General features: G+C 55.6%; 16 protein-coding genes and 1 riboswitch. Of the genes, 12 read left to right on the forward strand and 4 right to left on the reverse strand.

Annotated features, from left to right (window positions below):
- Positions 1-102: 102 nt before the first annotated feature.
- Both adh and BN1190_RS02535 read left to right on the forward strand, forming a co-directional pair.
- Positions 103-1,644: an aldehyde dehydrogenase gene (gene adh / locus BN1190_RS02530; protein WP_040285444.1), complete on the forward strand. Its 1,542-nt coding sequence runs from the start codon at positions 103-105 to the stop codon at positions 1,642-1,644.
- Between the two features lie 21 nt (positions 1,645-1,665).
- Positions 1,666-2,022: a DUF779 domain-containing protein gene (locus tag BN1190_RS02535; protein ID WP_040285445.1), complete on the forward strand. Its 357-nt coding sequence runs from the start codon at positions 1,666-1,668 to the stop codon at positions 2,020-2,022.
- Positions 2,023-2,061: 39 nt separating this feature from the next.
- On the opposite strand, the gene BN1190_RS02540 is transcribed toward BN1190_RS02535, so the two are convergent.
- Positions 2,062-2,454, reverse strand: a complete 393-nt coding sequence (locus BN1190_RS02540) for a thiol-disulfide oxidoreductase DCC family protein (RefSeq protein WP_040285446.1) — start codon at positions 2,452-2,454, stop codon at positions 2,062-2,064.
- A gap of 223 nt (positions 2,455-2,677) precedes the next feature.
- Here BN1190_RS02540 and BN1190_RS02545 point away from each other — a divergent pair, with 223 nt between their 5' ends.
- Together BN1190_RS02545 and BN1190_RS02550 are read left to right on the forward strand one after the other, a co-directional pair.
- Entirely contained in the window at positions 2,678-2,857 is a 180-nt protein-coding gene (locus tag BN1190_RS02545; protein ID WP_040285447.1) for a hypothetical protein, read from the forward strand.
- A gap of 137 nt (positions 2,858-2,994) precedes the next feature.
- Complete coding sequence (locus BN1190_RS02550) at positions 2,995-3,318, forward strand: hypothetical protein (RefSeq protein WP_052461658.1); 324 nt, start codon at positions 2,995-2,997, stop codon at positions 3,316-3,318.
- A 50-nt stretch (positions 3,319-3,368) separates the two neighbouring features.
- Here the strand turns inward: BN1190_RS02550 and metH are convergent, their stop codons facing one another.
- The gene (gene metH / locus BN1190_RS02555; RefSeq protein WP_040285448.1) at positions 3,369-6,827 is read right to left on the reverse strand and encodes a methionine synthase; all 3,459 of its coding nucleotides are present in this window, start codon (positions 6,825-6,827) and stop codon (positions 3,369-3,371) included.
- Positions 6,808-8,667 carry a bifunctional homocysteine S-methyltransferase/methylenetetrahydrofolate reductase gene (locus BN1190_RS02560; RefSeq protein WP_040285449.1) on the reverse strand — a complete coding sequence of 620 codons (1,860 nt, stop codon included), beginning with the start codon at positions 8,665-8,667 and terminating at the stop codon, positions 6,808-6,810. The genes metH and BN1190_RS02560 overlap by 20 nt, the downstream gene beginning before the upstream one ends.
- Before the next feature lie 105 nt (positions 8,668-8,772).
- A riboswitch (SAM riboswitch) is annotated at positions 8,773-8,874 on the reverse strand.
- A gap of 178 nt (positions 8,875-9,052) precedes the next feature.
- Between BN1190_RS02560 and BN1190_RS02565 the strand changes: the two genes are divergently transcribed.
- From BN1190_RS02565 to BN1190_RS02580, 4 genes are all read left to right on the forward strand, one after another.
- Complete coding sequence (locus tag BN1190_RS02565) at positions 9,053-9,238, forward strand: hypothetical protein (RefSeq protein ID WP_040285450.1); 186 nt, start codon at positions 9,053-9,055, stop codon at positions 9,236-9,238.
- Between the two features lie 125 nt (positions 9,239-9,363).
- Positions 9,364-9,972: a biotin transporter BioY gene (locus tag BN1190_RS02570; RefSeq protein ID WP_098060105.1), complete on the forward strand. Its 609-nt coding sequence runs from the start codon at positions 9,364-9,366 to the stop codon at positions 9,970-9,972.
- A gap of 117 nt (positions 9,973-10,089) precedes the next feature.
- Positions 10,090-11,136, forward strand: a complete 1,047-nt coding sequence (locus BN1190_RS02575; RefSeq protein ID WP_040285451.1) for a tellurite resistance/C4-dicarboxylate transporter family protein — start codon at positions 10,090-10,092, stop codon at positions 11,134-11,136.
- A gap of 68 nt (positions 11,137-11,204) precedes the next feature.
- The gene (locus BN1190_RS02580) at positions 11,205-12,893 is read left to right on the forward strand and encodes a hypothetical protein (RefSeq protein WP_040285452.1); all 1,689 of its coding nucleotides are present in this window, start codon (positions 11,205-11,207) and stop codon (positions 12,891-12,893) included.
- Between the two features lie 56 nt (positions 12,894-12,949).
- On the opposite strand, the gene BN1190_RS02585 is transcribed toward BN1190_RS02580, so the two are convergent.
- Positions 12,950-13,537 carry an acetyltransferase gene (locus BN1190_RS02585; RefSeq protein ID WP_040285453.1) on the reverse strand — a complete coding sequence of 196 codons (588 nt, stop codon included), beginning with the start codon at positions 13,535-13,537 and terminating at the stop codon, positions 12,950-12,952.
- 274 nt (positions 13,538-13,811) lie between these two features.
- Between BN1190_RS02585 and BN1190_RS02590 the strand changes: the two genes are divergently transcribed.
- From BN1190_RS02590 to BN1190_RS02605, 4 genes are all read left to right on the forward strand, one after another.
- Entirely contained in the window at positions 13,812-14,282 is a 471-nt protein-coding gene (locus BN1190_RS02590) for a CtsR family transcriptional regulator (RefSeq protein WP_040285454.1), read from the forward strand.
- Between the two features lie 35 nt (positions 14,283-14,317).
- Positions 14,318-14,869, forward strand: a complete 552-nt coding sequence (locus tag BN1190_RS02595) for a UvrB/UvrC motif-containing protein (RefSeq protein ID WP_040285455.1) — start codon at positions 14,318-14,320, stop codon at positions 14,867-14,869.
- Positions 14,859-15,944, forward strand: coding sequence for a protein arginine kinase (locus tag BN1190_RS02600; protein ID WP_040285456.1), 1,086 nt, complete (start codon positions 14,859-14,861; stop codon positions 15,942-15,944). Before BN1190_RS02595 ends, BN1190_RS02600 begins: the two co-directional genes overlap by 11 nt.
- Positions 15,945-16,094: 150 nt before the next feature.
- A complete protein-coding gene (locus BN1190_RS02605) occupies positions 16,095-18,551 on the forward strand; it encodes an ATP-dependent Clp protease ATP-binding subunit (protein WP_040285457.1) in 2,457 nt (818 codons plus the stop codon).
- Positions 18,552-18,588 lie beyond the last annotated feature (37 nt).

Below are 18,588 nucleotides of genomic sequence, written 5' to 3' on the forward strand. Positions count from 1 at the left end.
AAGCGTATACATCTTTCATGCGGCCGGACAAGCCGGCGTAGGATGGATGGCTGATCAAAACAGCCGGAATTACAAATACACTGACAAACGGGAGGAATGGAAATGGTACAGCAGGTCGAGAATCAGGCATATGCAAATCCGAACACAGAAGGGGCGCTTGTAAACTTCAAGGAACGCTACGATAATTTCATCAACGGGAAATGGACGGCACCGCTGAGCGGCGAGTACTTCGATAATCCGTCACCGGTCACAGGCAAGGTGTTCACGCAGGTGGCACGCTCGAAGGAGGAGGACATCGAGCTGGCGCTGGATGCGGCGCATGCTGCAAAAGACGCTTGGGGGAAGACGTCCGTTACGGAACGGGCCAATATCCTGCTGAAAATCGCCGACCGCATGGAACAGAACCTGGAAATGCTCGCAGTGGCGGAGACTTGGGAGAACGGCAAGGCGGTGCGTGAGACATTGAACGCCGACCTGCCGCTTGCCATCGACCATTTCCGCTACTTCGCTTCAGCCGTCCGCGCGCAGGAAGGCGGCGTCAGCCAAATCGATAACGATACGGTCGCCTACCACTTCCATGAGCCGATCGGCGTCGTCGGGCAGATCATCCCATGGAACTTTCCGATCCTCATGGCTGTCTGGAAGCTTGCGCCGGCACTTGCGGCAGGGAACTGTGTCGTCCTCAAGCCGGCGGAACAGACACCGGCCTCAATCCTGGTGCTCGTCGAACTGATCGAAGATCTGCTGCCGCCGGGTGTCCTGAACGTCGTGAACGGCTTCGGGCTGGAGGCGGGCAAACCGCTCGCTTCGAACCCGCGGATCGGTAAAGTCGCATTCACGGGCGAAACGACGACCGGCCGGATGATCATGCAGTACGCGTCACAGAATCTCATCCCGGTTACATTGGAACTTGGCGGAAAGTCGCCGAACATCTTCTTTGAAGACGTCATGGCGGAGGACGATGACTTCCTGGACAAGGCGGTGGAAGGGTTTGTCATGTTTGCCCTGAATCAGGGGGAAGTGTGCACATGCCCGTCCCGTGCGCTCATCCAGGAATCGATCTATGACGAATTCATGGAGCGTGCGCTCGCCCGTGTCGAAGCCATCAAGATCGGCAATCCGCTCGATCCGACTGTGATGATGGGCGCACAGGCCTCGAACGAGCAGCTGGAGAAGATCCTTTCCTATCTGGACATCGGCAAGCAGGAAGGGGCCGAATGCCTGACAGGCGGCGAGCAGAACAAGCTCGACGGGGATCTGTCTGGCGGCTACTATGTCAAACCGACGGTATTCAAGGGCCATAACAAAATGAGGATCTTCCAGGAGGAGATCTTCGGACCGGTCGTCGCCGTGACGACATTCAAAACAAAAGAAGAGGCGCTCGAGATCGCGAACGATACGCTGTACGGCCTCGGTTCAGGCGTCTGGACACGCGACATGAACACGGCCTACCGGTTCGGCCGCGGAATTGAAGCCGGCCGGGTCTGGACGAACTGCTACCATGCCTATCCTGCACATGCGGCGTTCGGCGGCTATAAAGCATCTGGCATCGGCCGTGAGAATCACCTGATGATGCTCGAACATTACCAGCAGACGAAGAACATGCTCGTCAGCTACAGCGAACAGAAACAAGGGTTCTTCTGATCGGAAAGAGGTGAACCGCAGATGACGGAACGAGTCACAGCGACGGAAGAGGCACTCGCCCTCATCCGACTGCTGGAACAGAAACACGGTCCGCTCATGTTCCACCAGTCAGGGGGCTGCTGTGACGGTTCCTCTCCAATGTGCTACCCGGAGGGGGACCTGCTCATCGGCAGTCAGGATGTCCTGCTTGGCCATATCGGAGGAGTCCCGTTCTATATGCTCAAGTCGCAGTTCGATTACTGGAAGCATACCCAGCTGATCATCGACGTCGTTGACGGGCGGAGCGGCATGTTTTCCCTCGAAGGGGTGGAAGGCAAGCGGTTTCTTACCCGGTCGCGGGCGTTCACGAAAGAAGAGACGGACCAATTACAGACATGAGAAAAGACGGCTTCCCGTGAGTGGGGAGCCGTCTTTTTTTCAGATGAACCGTTTCCGCTCGGATGGCGATGGAAGCATGCAGGCTTCCTCTTTCTTCCCGAACCATTTGTACCGGTTGCGCGCCACAAAATCATAGACGCTGTCCCGGATCGGCGCCGGAATGAGGATGAACAGGAAGGCGAGATGCCAAAGTCCATCCAGTTTCTTCGCAATCCGCAGGGCGGCCCCTGACTTCATATAGGTCTTGCCGTTTTCGATGAGGACCATGCTGTCCACATCATCAGGAATATGATAGTCCTCCGCCAGCTGCCTGCCGGTCTCACTTTCCAACGCGGCAAACTGGAAATATTCATAAGGGTCGCGTTTTATGATGAATTGTACGCTTGCATCACAGAAATTACATTCGCCGTCAAACAGGATAATGCGTTTCATGCGACAGCCTCCTCACTGCTTATGGTCTTTATACTATAGCCGAAATGGAAAGAGCTGAAACAAGGCGATAGCTGTATAACTATCTGAATAGAATGAATAGTATTGTAATGAGACGCGGAATATGATAGAGTAAGAGGTAGGAAGTCTGTTGTCTGTTTTGTCGCAGATCTTGTTCACGCACTGTTGTCCTGCCATGTGAAAACATCAGGGGAAGGTGATCCAAGTGGAACGTCAGCACATTCATCCAGACGAAATGAATCTGCGCAGCGATCCTGACTATATCGCAAGCCTGCAGATGATCGGCGAAGGAGCACCGGATTTCAGCAGACGGATTGCACACCGTCCGGCACCCCCGCCGGAGTATGGGTTCGATGAACACGAACTCCCAAGGGACTATCAATGAGAAAACCTTCCAGCCGGAAGGTTTTTTTGATGCATGGATGGATCCGGAAAACATAACTAGCGAATCTTTTTTCCTCCGAGGCGCAAGCCCGCTTCAGTTCGGCTCATTTGCATGTAATGGAGGGAGGAGGTGATGAGATGATGCATTCCAATCAGAACCGCTGTGGAATGAGACCGCAGCCGATGCCGCCGATGCAGCCATGCAACAGCGCGGCACAGCCGGTCATCTGCCCGACACAGTACCGCTATCACGATACGTTCACACCGCAGGAACTGCCGGTGGTCCACCCGTTCGTGAACGTCAACCGTCAGCATACCGTACAAGTGCCGCGCCACTATTACACAGAAGTGAACGAAACAATGCCGGGCCAGACCGTCCAGGCCATGCCGGGTTACGGACCGGGGATGGGTCCATGGGGTCCTCAGATGGGACCGGGTCCTATGCCGTGGGGCAGACGATAATAAACGCAAAAGAGCCTGCAGGCCGATGCCTGCAGGCTCTCTTTTTCCGTTCACTCGACATTGAAGTAGCGGGCATCCGGATGGGCAAAGACGATGGCGGAGACGGACGCTTCCGGTTCCATCATGAACTCCTCCGTCAAATGGACACCGATTTCCTCGGGTTTCAGCAGGCCGAATAGCTTGGCTTGGTCTTCGAGGTTCGGACAGGCGGGGTAGCCGAAGGAAAACCGCTGCCCCTGGTACTTTGCCGCGAAGCGGTCTTTCATCGTAAAGTCGGTGGCGTCCGGGAAGCCCCACTGGTCGCGGATCTCCTGGTGCACGCGTTCCGCGAACCCTTCCGCGAGTTCGAGCGCGGTCGCCTGGAACGCATGGCTTTCGAGGAACTTGCCGTCCGCTTTCAGGCGCTCGGCTTCTGCGCGGACGCCATGGCCGGCTGTCACCTGCATGAAGGCGACATAGTCCAATTCACCGCTCTGCACGGTTTTCAGATAATCCGCCAGACATAAGAACGGTTCCTGGTCCTGGCGCGGGAACGTGAACCGCTCGATTTCCGTCGTCGCATCAGCCGGATCATAGATGATGACATCGTCCCCGTCTGCCTGAGCCGGGAAGAACTGATACATACCGGACGCCCCGAGCTTCCCGGAGTTCAGGAACCCGGTCACCATCTCGTGCAGCTCGACGGCGCGGGGTTCCTGTTTCCGCAGCATGGCGTCCACGTTCCCCCGGAGTCCGAGATGATGCCCGATGAGCGTCCGCATGTTGACGTACGGAGACAGATGCGCAATTGAATAGTCCCGCAGCACGCGTTTCTTCAGATCCCCGGGCACGAAGACCGGCGCATCTTCCCGCACCGTCTTGACGGGCCGGATGGCGACCGCCACCGCGGAATCGGCACGCGCCTCTGCTTTCGCCGCTTTGATGGCATCATTGGCCGCGCGCTTCTCGAGCTGTTCATCGAGTTCGAGCAGGAGTGCGTCCTTGCCGTCGCTCTGCAGACGGTTGGCAAGGTCGAGTCCCTGCATGGCATCCTTCGCGTAGATGACCGGCCCGTCATATTCCGGGGAGATCTTCGTGTCCGTGAACCGGCGGGTGAGTGCCGCGCCGCCCACCATGACGGGCAGATCGATGCCCGCCGCCTTGAAGTCCTGCGCCGTCAGCACCATCTGCTGGGCGGACTTCACGAGCAGTCCTGACAGGCCGACGATATCGGGCTTCTCTTTCCGGATGACGTCAATCAGTTCAGCAGGGGTCACTTTGATGCCGATATCGATGACCTTGAAGCCGTTGTTGCTCAGGATGATCTCGACCAGGTTCTTGCCGATGTCGTGCACATCCCCTTTGACGGTGGCGAGCACGATCTTCCCCTTGCCGTTATCGTCCTCTTTCTTCTCCATGAACTGCTCGAGATATGAAACGGATGCTTTCATCACTTCCGCACTCTGCAGCACTTCCGCAACGATCAGCTGGTTCGCGTTGAAGAGACGTCCGACTTCCGCCATCCCTGTCATCAGCGGGCCGTTGATGACATCCAGAGGTTCGTCATACTGGGTCAGCGCTGCGTCCAGGTCGGGGATCAGCCCCTCCTTCGTCCCTTCGACGACGTAGTAGGCGAGCCGCTCGGGGACGGTTTTCGGGATATCATCTTCGGTTTTCTCCTTCTTCTTCCCCCGGTAGAATTCAGTGAACGCAGCAAGTGTTTCGTCTGTCGTCGAAAACAGCAGGTCATCCGCCATTTTGATCTCCTTCTCGGGGATGGATGCATACCGTTCCAGTTTCTCGGTGTTGACGATCGCATAATCGAGCCCGGCCTGTGTGCAGTGGTACAGATACACGGCATTCAGCACTTCGCGTCCGACGCCGGGAAGGCCGAATGATACGTTGCTGACACCGAGTACAGTCAGCGCACGCGGCAGCTTCTCCTTGATAAGCCGGATCCCTTCGATCGTTTCCACGGCGGATCCGATGTATTGCGCGTCTCCCGTGCCGACGGGGAAGACGAGCGGGTCGAAGATGATGTCTTCGGGCGCGAGCCCCCACTTACCCGTCAGTAGTTCATAGGACCGCTCGGCAATCTCGAGTTTCCGCTCACGCGTCACCGCCATGCCGGTTTCATCGATCGTCCCGACGACGACCGAGGCACCGTACTTCTTGACGATGGGCAGAACGGCATCGAAGCGTTCTTCGCCATCCTCCAGATTGATGGAATTGATGATCGCCTTTCCCTGTGAGTATTTCAATGCTTCCTCGATGACCTGTTCATCCGTCGAGTCGATGACGAACGGCACTTTCACCTTCTTGACGACTTCCCGCATGAAGTCTCTCATATCCGTCAGTTCATCGCGATCGGGATTCGCCAGACAGACATCGATGACATGTGCGCCATTCTTCACTTGGGCCCGGGCGATTTCCGCCGCCTCCTCGATCTTGCCATCGGCGATCAGCTGTTTGAATTTGCGCGAACCGATGACGTTCGTCCGTTCACCGACCAGGATCGGGCGCATGCTTGGATCATAGAGGAGCGGTTCGATACCGGACACCACATGCCCGTGTGCATCCTCCTCGGCAGGCCGTGTGCGCGGTGTTTTGCCATCAACGGCCTGCCGGATCGCCCGGATATGGGCAGGCGTTGTCCCGCAGCAGCCGCCGACGATGTTCAGCCAGCCCTTTTCGGCGAAGCCTTCCAGCTTGGTCGATAACGACTCGGGCGATTCGTGGTAATGCCCTTCTTCATCGGGGAGGCCGGCGTTCGGATAACAGCTGACGAATCCGGTTGCAAGCTCCGACAGCGACCGCAGATGGTCCGTCATGAATTCCGGGCCGGTCGCACAGTTCAGCCCGACGGACAGCGGCCGGATATGTTCGATCGATACATAGAACGCTTCGATGCTCTGGCCTGCGAGTGTTGTCCCCATCGGTTCGATCGTCCCGGAGATCATGACCGGCAGTTCACGGCCGGTCTCTTCGAACGCCCGCCGGATGCCGACCGTTCCCGCTTTGACGTTCAGCATATCCTGGCTCGTCTCCATTAGCAGCAGGTCAGCGCCGCCTTCGATCAGCCCTTTCGCCTGGACATAGAAGTCATCTGCCAGCCGGTCGAACGTAATACCGCCCGTCACGGACAGTGTCTTTGTCGTCGGACCCATCGCCCCTGCGACGAATCTCGGCTGTTCAGGTGACGAATAGTTGTCGGCCGCACTGCGGGCGAGCTCCGCCCCTCTCCGGTTGATCTCCTCCGCACGACTGCCAAGGTCATAATCATCCAGGACGACAGGTGTTCCGCCGAACGTATTCGTACAAATGATATCGGCGCCTGCCTCGAGGTATTCCCGGTGGATCTTCCTGAGCACTTCAGGCTTCGTCAGGTTCAAATACTCGTTACAGCCTTCGAAGGCGTCGCCGCCGAAATCTTCCGCAGTCAGGTCCGCGTTCTGCAGCATCGTGCCCATCGCGCCGTCCATGACCAGTATCCTCTTCTTCAGTTCTGTCTCAATGCGTGATTGCGGCATGGTGCATCTCCCTTTCTGCTTCGGCGTCGATTTCTTTTATATAGCGGATCAGTTCAGCTGTCATGTCATAGCGCAGGAATGGTGTGATCAGATAGATCCCGTTAAAGAGTCCTGCCGCTGTGTCGATCAGTTCCTTGGCGATGCGGAGCCCTTCCGCTGTGGCTGCCTCCCGGTCATCCCCGCAATCCTTCATGCGCGCGAGCACGTCATCGGACAGTTTGATGCCCGGCACTTCGTGATGGAGGAACTCGGCATTGCGGCTGTTCGTCAGCGGCATGATTCCGAGGAAGATCGGTGTTTCGAGATGGCTGACCGCTTCATGGATCTCGATGATCTTCTCTTTCGTATAGACCGGCTGGGAGATGAAATAATCCGCGCCGTTCTCAATCTTCTTCTCCAGCCGCTTGACCGCGCGCTCCACGACACGGACATTCGGATTGAAGGCGCCCGCAACCGAGAAATTCGCTTTTTTGCGCAGCGGTCTGCCGGAGAAGGAAATCCCTTTGTTCAGCTGTTTGATGAGTTGGAACAGCTCCATGCTCGATACATCATAGACACTGGTCGCCCCGGGGAAGTCCCCGATTTTCGTCGGATCCCCGGTCACTGCGAGAATGTCGTGGATACCAAGTGCATCAAGCCCCATCAGATGGGACTGCAGTCCGATCAGGTTGCGGTCGCGGCATGTGATGTGCACGAGCGGCCGGACATCATCCTGATGCTTCACGAGGGACGCCATGGCCACATTGCTGATGCGCGGGGAGGCGAGGGAGTTATCCGCCATCGTTACGGCGTCCGCACCTGCCTTTTTCAGCTGTCTTGCGCCTTCCAGGTAGTTTTCCGTCTCCAGGTGCCTCGGTGTATCCAGCTCCACGAGGATCGTCCGTTCACGCTTCGCTTTCTCGTGCAGCGGCTCATAGCGGGCCGGCTCCGGTTCACGGATGATGACCGGTTTACGCTCTGCAGTTTTCTTTTCCGAGATCGGCACCGTTCCGGCCAGCCTCGTCTTAACAGCCGAGATGTGTGCAGGCGTCGTGCCGCAGCAGCCGCCGATCAGCCGGACGCCTTCTTCCTGCAGCATCTTTGCCGCTCTCCCGTAATAATCCGTCTCCGACACATAGACGATCCGGCCGTCCTCCACGTCGAGCAGGCTGGCATTCGGATAGGCGGACAGGAATGCCTTCTCCGGCAGGTCGACCCCTTCGAATGCCTGGATGGTGTGATACGGGCCGAGCCGGCAGTTGACACCGACCACATCGGCGCCGAGAGACTCGAGACGGTGCAGCGCCTCATTCAGCTGAAGTCCGTTCTGCAGCACCCCGGGTTCGTGCATGGACACTTGCGCGATCAGCGGGATATCTGTAAGCTTCCGCAACTGGGTAACGACCGCGCTCAGTTCATCGAAATCATAGTACGTTTCCAGCAGCAGGCCGTCCGGACCGCCGGCGAGCAGCACTTCCGCCTGCTGCCGGACGATCGCCGGCACTTCTTCGGGAGAGACTTCGTTCTTACCGACACTGCGCAGCCCGCCGATGGTGCCGAGTATGTACTGACCGCCGGCTTCGGCAGCTTCCTTTGCGATGGCGATGCCCGCTTCGTTGAATTCCCTGACACGGTGCTCCAGGCCGTACCGGGCGAGTTTCACCGCATTGGCGCTGTAGGTGTTCGTCTGGATGATATCCGCGCCGGCAGCGATGTACTGCCGGTGGATGTCTCCGATCAGTTCCGGTTTCTCCACATTCAGCTGTTCGTAACAGAAATCATGCCCTTCGGCGTACAGCAAGGTCCCCATTGCGCCATCGCCGACGAGCACTTCGTTTTTCAAGCGTTCCAATAAGTCCATCTGATCATCCGTCCTTTCTTGCGGCAGTGCGCTGAAGCAGAGAATAGAAAAAAAGCCTTTTCGCAAAACGAAGAAGGCTTTGTCATCTGTATAATGATTGTCTTCTCCTCATCTGCCGGATCCTGTATCCGCTGGAATTAGCACCTGACCATATGGCTGGTTGCTGAAGCATCACAGGGCCAGTCCCTCCGCTTCTCTTGATAAGAATGACTATTCAGTTGTAATAATTATTGAACATATCATACCGTTGTTTGAGAGTTCCGTCAATAGACGAATTGATGTCTCCATCATGGCAGCCGGTGATCGGAGGAAAGAGGTATACGGCCCTGTCCCATCCCCGGCCGGATATGGTAAACTGGTGGACAAGTACGGAAAGGGGATTGCTATGCGGGCGTTTAAATTCATCATCCCGATTGCGCTGCTGGTCGGCGGGATCGCCTGGGTGATGCTAAGCAGAAATTATACGGATGTGCCCGTCATGTCCAGATTGTATATAACGATAGGCGCGATGATCGTCAGCGGGGTCATTTCATTTTTCCTGTTCCCGAAAGACGAAGGGGAGCGCCGCTGACGGACGGGGAAGCGCCTGTCCGTTTTTTTTGACTGAAATTGAGTCAACCTAAGTTAAAATTGAGTTGACACAAATCCAAAAGACACTTATTCTTAATCCATACAAATAGTTAAGGGGTGTCTGGGATGGGAACAACAGCAGCAATGAAACCGAACCGGTCGAAAACGATATCCGGTACACTCGGCCTCGTCTATTCCGCCATGTTCGCGGCTTTGATGATGATCGGGGCGAATATTACGTATTTCATACCCGCGATGGCGGTCAGCGGCGTGCCGATCACGCTGCAGACGTTTTTCGCGACGTTGGCCGGCCTGCTTCTCGGAAGCCGCTACGGCGCTGCCGCCATGACGGTATATATGGCGATCGGCCTGGCCGGCGCGCCGGTCTTCGCAAAATTCGGCGGAGGTTTCAGTACGGTCGTCAGTACACAATTCGGCTTTATCCTTTCCTTCATAGCTGTGGCATACGCTGCCGGTAAAATAGTCGAGAAGAAAGGCACCCTGCCTGCCTTCATCGCTGCAGCACTTATCGGATTCGTCATCAACTATGCGATCGGCACGAACTGGATGTACGCGGCGTACAAGCTCTGGGCAGCCGCGCCGGATGCATTCACGTATAAAATCGCCTGGATCTGGATGCTTCCGACAATCCCGAAAGATGTCATTTTGGCAGTCCTTGCCGGCATATTCGGCCATCGGATGGTGCGCATCCTCAAAATCCGCCGGTCACTGTAAATGCGTTCCATGCACCCGCCTGCTATTGCCGCAGGCGGGTTTTCAGCGTTTTCAGGCTTGCCGGCTGCTGAGTGGGGAATAGTGTAATTATTCTCAGACGAAAAAGGAGACAGAACGATGATCGATATACTGATGAAGCAGGCCAAGCATCTGTTTCCAGGCAGTTTCGCCTCCGTCATGGCTACGGGCGCTCTCGCAGTCGGGCTCAACCTGCTTGGATTCCACGGACTTGCGCCTATTCTGATCGCAGTCAATACAGTGCTGTATACGGTCCTCTGGCTGATGACGCTGATACGTCTGTTCCGCTGGCCGCGTGAAGTGCGGGTTGATGTCGTCAGCCACAGCAAAGGAGCGGGCTTTTTCACTCTGGTTGCCGGGACGGCTGTCTTCGGGAGCCAGCTGCTGCTGACAGGCGGCTGCATCATGATAGCGAAAGTCCTCTGGTTCACCGCACTCATCCTCTGGGCTGTTATTATGTATACGTTTTTCACGGCGATGACCATCCGGAAAGAGAAACCGCCGCTTGAAAAAGGGTTCAATGGCACATGGCTGCTGTCCTCTGTCGCGACACAATCCATTGCTGTGCTTGGAACCCTGCTGTCGCCATCTGTCCATCAGCATCAGGACATCCTTTTGTTCACATCGTTATCCATGTACTTCCTGGGCAGCATGCTCTATCTCCCGCTGATGGCCCTCATCTTCTACCGCTTTGCATTTGTCCGGTTTTCCTACGGCGAATTATCGCCGCCGTACTGGATCAGCATGGGCGCCTTGGCGATCACGACACTTGCCGGTTCCAGTCTGATCCTGCATGCCGAGTATTTCCCGCTTATCAATGAGATTACGCCATTCCTGAAAGGATTCACGCTGTTCTTCTGGATTACAGGCACCTGGTGGATCCCTCTGCTGGTGATCCTGACGATCTGGCATTATGGATTCCACCGTCCGCCGATCCGCTACAATCCGCAGATCTGGAGTATGGTGTTCCCGCTGGCCATGTACACAGCCGGAACATTCCAGTTTTCAAAAGCGCTTCAGCTGCCGTTTGTATCGGTCCTGTCGGAAGGGATGGCTTTTCTGGCAGTCGGTTCATGGATTGTCGTATTCCTCGCCATGTGTACCGCGATTTTGCGGTCTTTCGGAAAAATGGGGGATGTGAAGTGAAACGGATTGCGCTCTCATCCGTATGGTAAGACAGAAAAGAAGTCTACCTCGGAAAGAAGGGCGAAGCAATGATTCACTTACTAGTTTTTTCTCTCGCGGCAGGCGTTCTGTCAGCACTGCTTGCGGTTCCGTTCTCCAGGAAGCTGGGCACGGAAGAAAAGGGAGGCGGCACAGGTCTCCGGGCTGGACTGTTTGTCTCGGCTGCAGTCCTGCTGACTGCCGGGATCGCCGTTTTCTACTACACGACCAGCCTGGATCAGCACTGGTCCTCCCTGTGGGCACTGATTCTGGCGGCCGCCATCATCGGGACGGCTGCTGACACCGGCATGATGCGTAAATTGAAAGGGATTGCTGCTGTCCTCGCAGCAGGAGCGGGCATCTACGTGCTCACCGCGCCGCTCTTCAACGCAGACACCAAGTATGAGGCGGTGGAGATGGACCAGCAGGTGGAGATCGAGGCGTTCGACGAAACGAAGACCCCGGCAAGTGTCCCGCCGAAATTCGCACGGAACAAGATGAAGAAAGCATTCGGCCAGGTGCCGGACACGAGCTATTACGATCTGGGCCATCTGCAGATCCAGAAAGTCAAGGACGACTTCGTCTACATCGCCCCTGTCGAGTTCTCAGGGTTCTTCAAATGGTGGAACGGCAAGACGACACCCGGCTACTTCCGCATGAGTGCGACCGATTCTGCGGACAACCCGAAATTCATCGCTTCCGAGATGACCTATACGGAGACGTCCTATTTCAACAAACAGGTCGGCCGTCATATGAGATTGGAGTTCCCGGATCTCATCTTCTACGGGGACGTCCAGCTCGAAATCGACGATGACGGCAATCCGCACTACATCCGGTCGTACGGGGACTTCATCACTGCCAGGAACGGATTCGATGTGAAAGGGATCATCATGACCGATCCGATGACGGGCGAATCGGAGAAATTCCCGCTAGCGGAGATTCCGGACTATATCGATGGCGCGGTCTCCCCGCAGGCGGTCAGCCTCCAGAACAGCTACTTCGGCAAATACATCCATGGTTTCTGGAATTCGGTCGTCGGTAAGAAGGATGTCAAACTGCCGTCCGATGAAGGGACGGAAGCGAATGTCAGTCCGATTTTCTCGGAAGACGGGCGGATGTATTATTTCACCGATTTCACGAGCCCGAAAGAGGGCGTCGACTCGATGCTCGGCTATTCACTGACAGACGGCCGGACAGGGAAGGGGACGTACTATACCGGTGATCTGGAAGAATCCTATATGGACTCCCAGGGGGCTCTCCAGATCATCGAAAAGAAATTTATCGAGAAGAAGTGGTCCGGTGAAATGCCTGTGCTCTACAACTTCTACGGGGAAGCGAGCTGGCTTGTGCCTGTCCTCGATTCCAATGGGTTCCTGCAGAATTATTTCATCGTATCCGCTGCCAACCCGGAAATCTCGGTCTACGGCAATTCTCCGAAGGATGCGCTGAAGCTGTATAAGACCGCTCTCCAGCGGGGAGGCAGTTCTGTGGAGGGAAGTTCCAATTCTGCAGAAGCGAAAGCCGCCATCACGGTCAAGCGGGTCTATAAGGAATCAGCCGGAGATTATACGATCGTATCGGTGAAATCGTCGGATGGCCGGAATTTCCTCATTTCAACGGAATCCGTCCCGGAAGCTGTATACATCCAGGAAGGCGATAAGCTTGCCATCACCTATCAGGAAACCGGCGAGCTGTTCCTGCCGGTGAAGGAAATGACGAATATATCGCTCGGAGAATAACGAAAAAAGCAGAAGCGCTGGAAACGGCTTCTGCTTTTTCTATGGAACCATCGGGCTTACGCGCCGACTGTTGCGAACTCTTTCAGGATATTAGGTTTGCCTTCGGTCTTAAATGTTAACACTTGATGGCAAGGATCGTATGATTCCCCGTAAAACTCATCGTCTTTATACGTGTGGATCTCTTCATACGTCATCTTCATCGCATCATAGACCGTTTCTTCATCCGCATCATCCGGCGACCAGTACAGGATCTCGAGGTCCGTATGCTCGCCTGTTGCAAGCGAACGTCTGCTGTAGCCGATCCGCTGGGCGTGGTGGAATGACTCGCGGGCATAGAATTTCAGCCGTTTTGCTGTGTCGGTATCTTCGTAATCGACAGGCTCCACTTCCAGCAGGATCGGCTTCCCTTTCTCTTTCAGCTTGGTCAGCAGTTTCTTGCCGAGTCCTTCGCCGCGGGACGCTGCGGACACGAACAGATAATCGACAAAGACGAATGATTCGGTCTCCACGTACATAAGTACATGTTTCGGCCCTTCATCCTTATGGTAGACATTGTGCTTATCTTTCAGCAGGGCGTCCATATGCTCTTTTGATTTCATCTCTTCGATTGGGAAATACTCACTCAGTTTTTCGTACCAGTTCATACGTAAATCTCCTCCGTCGGTATGGGTGTACCCGGAGCTTTTTGTTTGGGGATCAAACATAAGGAGAGGAAAAAAGAGGTCAGAAAAAAATCCTCAGGATCTTTCACGCATTCAATTTTATCATACTATGCAGGGAGCGTTCAACTGATTCGGGCTTGCTGCATACTGCTGCGCCGCGGCAAAATCCTTGCGCAGCCTTCCTCCGTTGCGGTACAATTAAGTCAAAGATAGTCAAAGTCAACGGAAGAATCTGCCGGCAAAAGAGGTGAAAACGATGCGAAACATTTCCGACATCATAGAAGGGTATTTGAAGTCGATTATCGAACATGAAGATAATGGAATCGCGGAAATCAAGCGCAATGAAGTGGCTGAGAAATTTCAATGTGTCCCTTCGCAGATCAACTACGTCATCAAGACTCGGTTCACGATCGAGCGGGGGTACGCTGTCGAGTCGAAGCGGGGCGGCGGGGGGTACATCCGGATCCACCGCATACAGACCAATTCACGCAAGGAGCTCGTCGATCATATTTTAGAGAGTCTGCAGGAAGGGGCATCTTCCGTCATGACGGAAGATATCATCTACCGGCTCCTCGCTGAACAGGCGGTGACGAAACGCGAAGCACGCCTGATGCTGGCGGCGGTCGATCATGCCGCTAAACACTATCCCCTGCAGGAACGGGAAGTGATCCGGGCGCGGGTGCTTCAGGCAATGCTGTTTTCGCTCCTTTACGACCAGTCCGAATGAGCGGACAACCAACCAATCAGTGAGGTGGTATTATCATGCTTTGCGAAAATTGCAAGGAACGGCCGGTATCGGTCATTTTGAAACAGGAGACGCCGAATGGGCCGGTGGAACGGAACCTTTGTGACCAGTGCGCCTTCAATCTGCAGACGTTTTCTTTCAGTCCCCAGCAGGAGCCGATGTCGATCCAGCAGTTCCTCTCTCAGTGGCTGACCGGGGAAGCGATCCAGCCGCAGACGCGGGGGAACCAGGGGATGCCGGAATGTCCGGAATGCGGTCTGACCTTCCACAGGTTCCTGGAAATCGGTAAATTCGGCTGCCCGGTCTGCTACGACACATTCCGTGAACGGCTGCCGCGGGTATTCGGCAAACTGCACAATGGCAGCACGGCACATACGGGAAAGATACCGGCGTCATTCAATGAGAAGATGACAATCCGGAAAAAGATCGAAGCGCTCCGGGCCAGCATGCAGGAGGCCATCCAGGAAGAACGATTCGAACAGGCAGCTGTCCTGCGCGATGAAGTGAACGAGTGGAAGCGCAAGCTGGCTGCGGAACCGGCTGAAGGAGGGATTTCGGATGGGGAATGACAAGTACATGCAGAACGCCGTGACGGGATGGATGGTCCCGCATGGCGAGCATTCCGATATTGTCATGTCGACCCGCATCCGTCTTGCCCGCAATCTCCGCGGGTTCCGGTTCCCGATTTCCTTCCCCCACGAGGAAGCGGAAAAAATCGGGGAGCTCATTGCGGATGCGCTGCTTATCCCGGAGAAAAAAGGGTATTCCTATACCAGAATGAGTGATTTGAAGAAACTCGACAGGCAGACGCTTGTGGAAAAGCACCTCATCAGTCCTCAGCTGGCGGATGCGGTGATGTACGGGGCCGTCCTGCTGTCGGAAGATGAGACCGTCAGCATCATGGTCAATGAGGAAGACCACCTGCGCATACAATGCATCTATCCGGGTCTCCAGATCGAAAATGCCTATCAGAAGGCGGACGAGACGGACAATCTGCTGGAGAGCCGGCTGCCGTATGCATTCGATGAGCAATTCGGCTATTTGACGAGCTGCCCGTCGAATACGGGAACCGGCATGCGCGCCTCGGTCATGCTGCATTTACCGGCGCTGACCATGACCAAGCAGATCAACCGGATCATTCCGGCTGTCTCGCGGCTCGGCATGACCGTCCGGGGGAGTTACGGAGAAGGCAGTGAAGCGCCGGGGAACGTCTACCAGGTCTCCAATCAGCTGACACTCGGCAAGTCGGAAAAGGAGATACTCGCCGAACTCGCCAACATCGTCAGCCGGATCATCGCCCATGAGCGGAAATCCAGGGAGATGCTGCTCGGCAAGTCCAGACTGGCACTCGAGAATCGTGTGTTCCGCGCGCTCGGCACGCTGTCGTACGCACGGCTGCTCCCTTCAGCGGAAGCGGCACGGTGCCTGTCCGATGTCAGGCTCGGCATCGACCTCGGTCTGATTGAAGATGTCGATATGAATATACTGAACGAACTGATGGTCTTCATGCAGTCCGGCTTCCTCCAGAACTACGAGGGGGAAGAGCTGACGTCCGAAGAATTGGACAGCAGCCGGGCGAAGCTGTTCAGGGAACGGCTGCAGCGCAGGACGGAGGACAGCAGCCGGAATCCGGAGTCGCCGTAAGCGTCTTTTTTGCGCAGAAGACGATAATCCGATAACCTAATCAAAGATAGTCAAAGTCAATTCGCGGAACTGCCGATTGTTCAGCGGTCCCATTGAATATAGATAGGTATGATGAAGAAAAATAGTCTGTGCAGAAGGAGAGGAAGAAATATGATGTTTAACCGATTCACACAACGTGCGCAAAAGGTCCTTCAGCTCGCTCAGGAAGAGGCGATCCGACTGAAGCATGAAGCGATAGGCACTGAACATATCCTGCTCGGGCTGATCCGTGAAGGCGGCGGCATCGCTGCAAAAGCACTGGAAGCGATCGGTGTCAGCTTCGAAACGATCGAATCCGGGGTCGAAAATCTGATCGGCACAGGCAGCAAGGACGTCGGGCCGATTGTCCATTATACACCCCGGGCGAAGAAAGTGATTGAACTGTCGGTGGACGAATCACGCAAGCTCGGTCACTCGTACATCGGCACGGAACATATCCTGCTCGCTTTGATCCGTGAAGGGGAAGGTGTCGCGGCACGCGTCCTGAACAATGCCGGTGTCAGCCTGAACAAAGCGCGGCAGCAGGTGCTCCAGCTGCTCGGCAGTGATGATGCAGCAAGTGCGAACAGCCAGAACGCGAATGCGTCGGCTGCAACACCGACACTGGACGGCCTGGCACGCGATCTGACCGAAATTGCACGGGAAGGCACGCTCGATCCGGTCATCGGCCGCGGCAAGGAGATCACACGGGTCATCGAAGTGCTGGCACGCCGCACGAAAAACAACCCTGTCCTCATCGGGGAGCCGGGTGTCGGAAAAACGGCGATCGCCGAGGGGCTGGCGCTCCAGATCGTCAGCAACGAAGTGCCGGAGATCCTGCGTGATAAGCGGGTCATGACGCTTGATATGGGAACTGTCGTCGCGGGCACGAAATACCGTGGTGAATTCGAGGATCGTATGAAGAAAGTGATGGAAGAGATCCGCCAGGCGGGCAATATCATCCTGTTCATCGACGAATTGCATACGCTCATCGGAGCCGGAGGGGCAGAAGGGGCGATCGATGCGTCCAACATCCTGAAGCCTTCACTCGCCCGCGGTGAACTGCAGTGTATCGGTGCAACAACGCTCGATGAGTACCGGAAGTATATCGAAAAAGACGCAGCACTCGAACGCCGGTTCCAGCCGATCCAGGTCGATGAGCCGACGGTCGAGGAAACCGTATTGATCATCAACGGTCTGCGTGACCGCTATGAGGCCCATCACCGGGTCAAGATCACGAATGAGGCGATTGAAGCCGCTGCCAAAATGTCCGATCGGTACATCTCGGACCGTTTCCTGCCTGACAAAGCGATCGACCTGATCGACGAGGCAGGTTCGAAAGTCCGCCTGCGTTCCTATACGACACCGCCGAACCTGCGTGAACTCGAAAAGAAACTGGAAGCGATCCGCTCAGAGAAGAATGCAGCGGTCCAGAGCCAGGAGTTCGAAAAAGCCGCTTCCTATCGCGACAAAGAGCAGAAGATGAAAGAAGAGCTCGAGACGACGAAGACCGAATGGAAAGAAAAGCAGGGGAAGAAAGAATCCGAAGTGACCGTCAACGATATCGCGGAAGTTGTCGCGATGTGGACCGGAATCCCGGTTGCCCGTATCGCCGAAACCGAATCCGCAAAACTGCTGAATATGGAAGAGGAACTGCATAAACGCGTCATCGGTCAGAAGGAGGCCGTCACTGCGATCTCGAGAGCGATCCGCAGAGCGCGTGCCGGTTTGAAAGATCCGAAACGCCCGATCGGTTCCTTCATCTTCCTCGGACCGACGGGTGTCGGGAAAACGGAACTTGCCCGCGCGCTTGCAGAAACGATGTTCGGAGATGAAGATTCGATGATCCGGATCGACATGTCCGAGTACATGGAGAAGCATGCGACGTCGCGTCTTGTCGGATCACCTCCAGGGTACGTCGGCTATGACGAAGGCGGACAGCTCACTGAGAAAGTGCGCAGGAAGCCGTACTCCGTCGTCCTGCTGGATGAAATCGAGAAAGCACACCCGGATGTCTTCAATATCCTGCTGCAAGTACTGGAAGACGGCCGTCTGACGGACTCGAAAGGCCGGACAGTCGATTTCCGGAACACCGTCATCATCATGACATCGAACGTTGGCGCCCAGGAACTGAAGAAGAACCGGTATGTCGGATTCAATCTCCAAGATGGGGAGCAGGACTACGAAGATATGAAGAAAAAGATGCTGGATGAGCTGAAGAAAGCGTTCCGCCCTGAATTCCTGAACCGGATCGACGAAATGATCGTCTTCCACTCGCTCGAAAAAGACCAGCTGGAAGAGATCGTGACACTCATGGCGCAAGAGCTGAGCGACCGGCTTGCTGAGCAGGACATCAGTCTCGAACTGACCCATGAAGCGAAGCTGAAAATCGCGGACGAAGGATTCGATCCGGAATATGGAGCGCGGCCGCTCCGTCGGGCTTTACAGAAACACGTTGAAGACCGGCTGTCGGAAGAGCTGCTGAAAGGCACGGACTTTGCCGGCCGAAAAGTGACAGTCGACTATGCAGACGGTGAATTCACGGTCAGCACGGCCGACCGCGATACAGCCGAAATGGTGGAACACTAATACGGAAGTGATGATCAGGATGGCCCGCCCCTTGGTG

The organism is Sporosarcina koreensis (assembly GCF_000826145.2).
GTDB lineage: Bacteria > Bacillota > Bacilli > Bacillales_A > Planococcaceae > Sporosarcina > Sporosarcina trichiuri.

What these genes read in the sequence shown, in the direction of transcription:
- BN1190_RS02575 (WP_040285451.1), top strand. Translation starts at nt 10,090, where the DNA reads ATGATCGATATACTGATGAAGCAGGCCAAGCATCTGTTTCCAGGCAGT.
- BN1190_RS02595 (WP_040285455.1), top strand. Translation starts at nt 14,318, where the DNA reads ATGCTTTGCGAAAATTGCAAGGAACGGCCGGTATCGGTCATTTTGAAA.
- BN1190_RS02560 (WP_040285449.1), bottom strand. Translation starts at nt 8,667, where the DNA reads ATGGACTTATTGGAACGCTTGAAAAACGAAGTGCTCGTCGGCGATGGC.
- BN1190_RS02600 (WP_040285456.1), top strand. Translation starts at nt 14,859, where the DNA reads ATGGGGAATGACAAGTACATGCAGAACGCCGTGACGGGATGGATGGTC.
- BN1190_RS02550 (WP_052461658.1), top strand. Translation starts at nt 2,995, where the DNA reads ATGATGCATTCCAATCAGAACCGCTGTGGAATGAGACCGCAGCCGATG.
- BN1190_RS02570 (WP_098060105.1), top strand. Translation starts at nt 9,364, where the DNA reads ATGGGAACAACAGCAGCAATGAAACCGAACCGGTCGAAAACGATATCC.
- BN1190_RS02540 (WP_040285446.1), bottom strand. Translation starts at nt 2,454, where the DNA reads ATGAAACGCATTATCCTGTTTGACGGCGAATGTAATTTCTGTGATGCA.
- BN1190_RS02590 (WP_040285454.1), top strand. Translation starts at nt 13,812, where the DNA reads ATGCGAAACATTTCCGACATCATAGAAGGGTATTTGAAGTCGATTATC.
- metH (WP_040285448.1), bottom strand. Translation starts at nt 6,827, where the DNA reads ATGCCGCAATCACGCATTGAGACAGAACTGAAGAAGAGGATACTGGTC.
- BN1190_RS02605 (WP_040285457.1), top strand. Translation starts at nt 16,095, where the DNA reads ATGATGTTTAACCGATTCACACAACGTGCGCAAAAGGTCCTTCAGCTC.
- BN1190_RS02565 (WP_040285450.1), top strand. Translation starts at nt 9,053, where the DNA reads ATGCGGGCGTTTAAATTCATCATCCCGATTGCGCTGCTGGTCGGCGGG.
- BN1190_RS02585 (WP_040285453.1), bottom strand. Translation starts at nt 13,537, where the DNA reads ATGAACTGGTACGAAAAACTGAGTGAGTATTTCCCAATCGAAGAGATG.
- BN1190_RS02535 (WP_040285445.1), top strand. Translation starts at nt 1,666, where the DNA reads ATGACGGAACGAGTCACAGCGACGGAAGAGGCACTCGCCCTCATCCGA.
- BN1190_RS02580 (WP_040285452.1), top strand. Translation starts at nt 11,205, where the DNA reads ATGATTCACTTACTAGTTTTTTCTCTCGCGGCAGGCGTTCTGTCAGCA.
- adh (WP_040285444.1), top strand. Translation starts at nt 103, where the DNA reads ATGGTACAGCAGGTCGAGAATCAGGCATATGCAAATCCGAACACAGAA.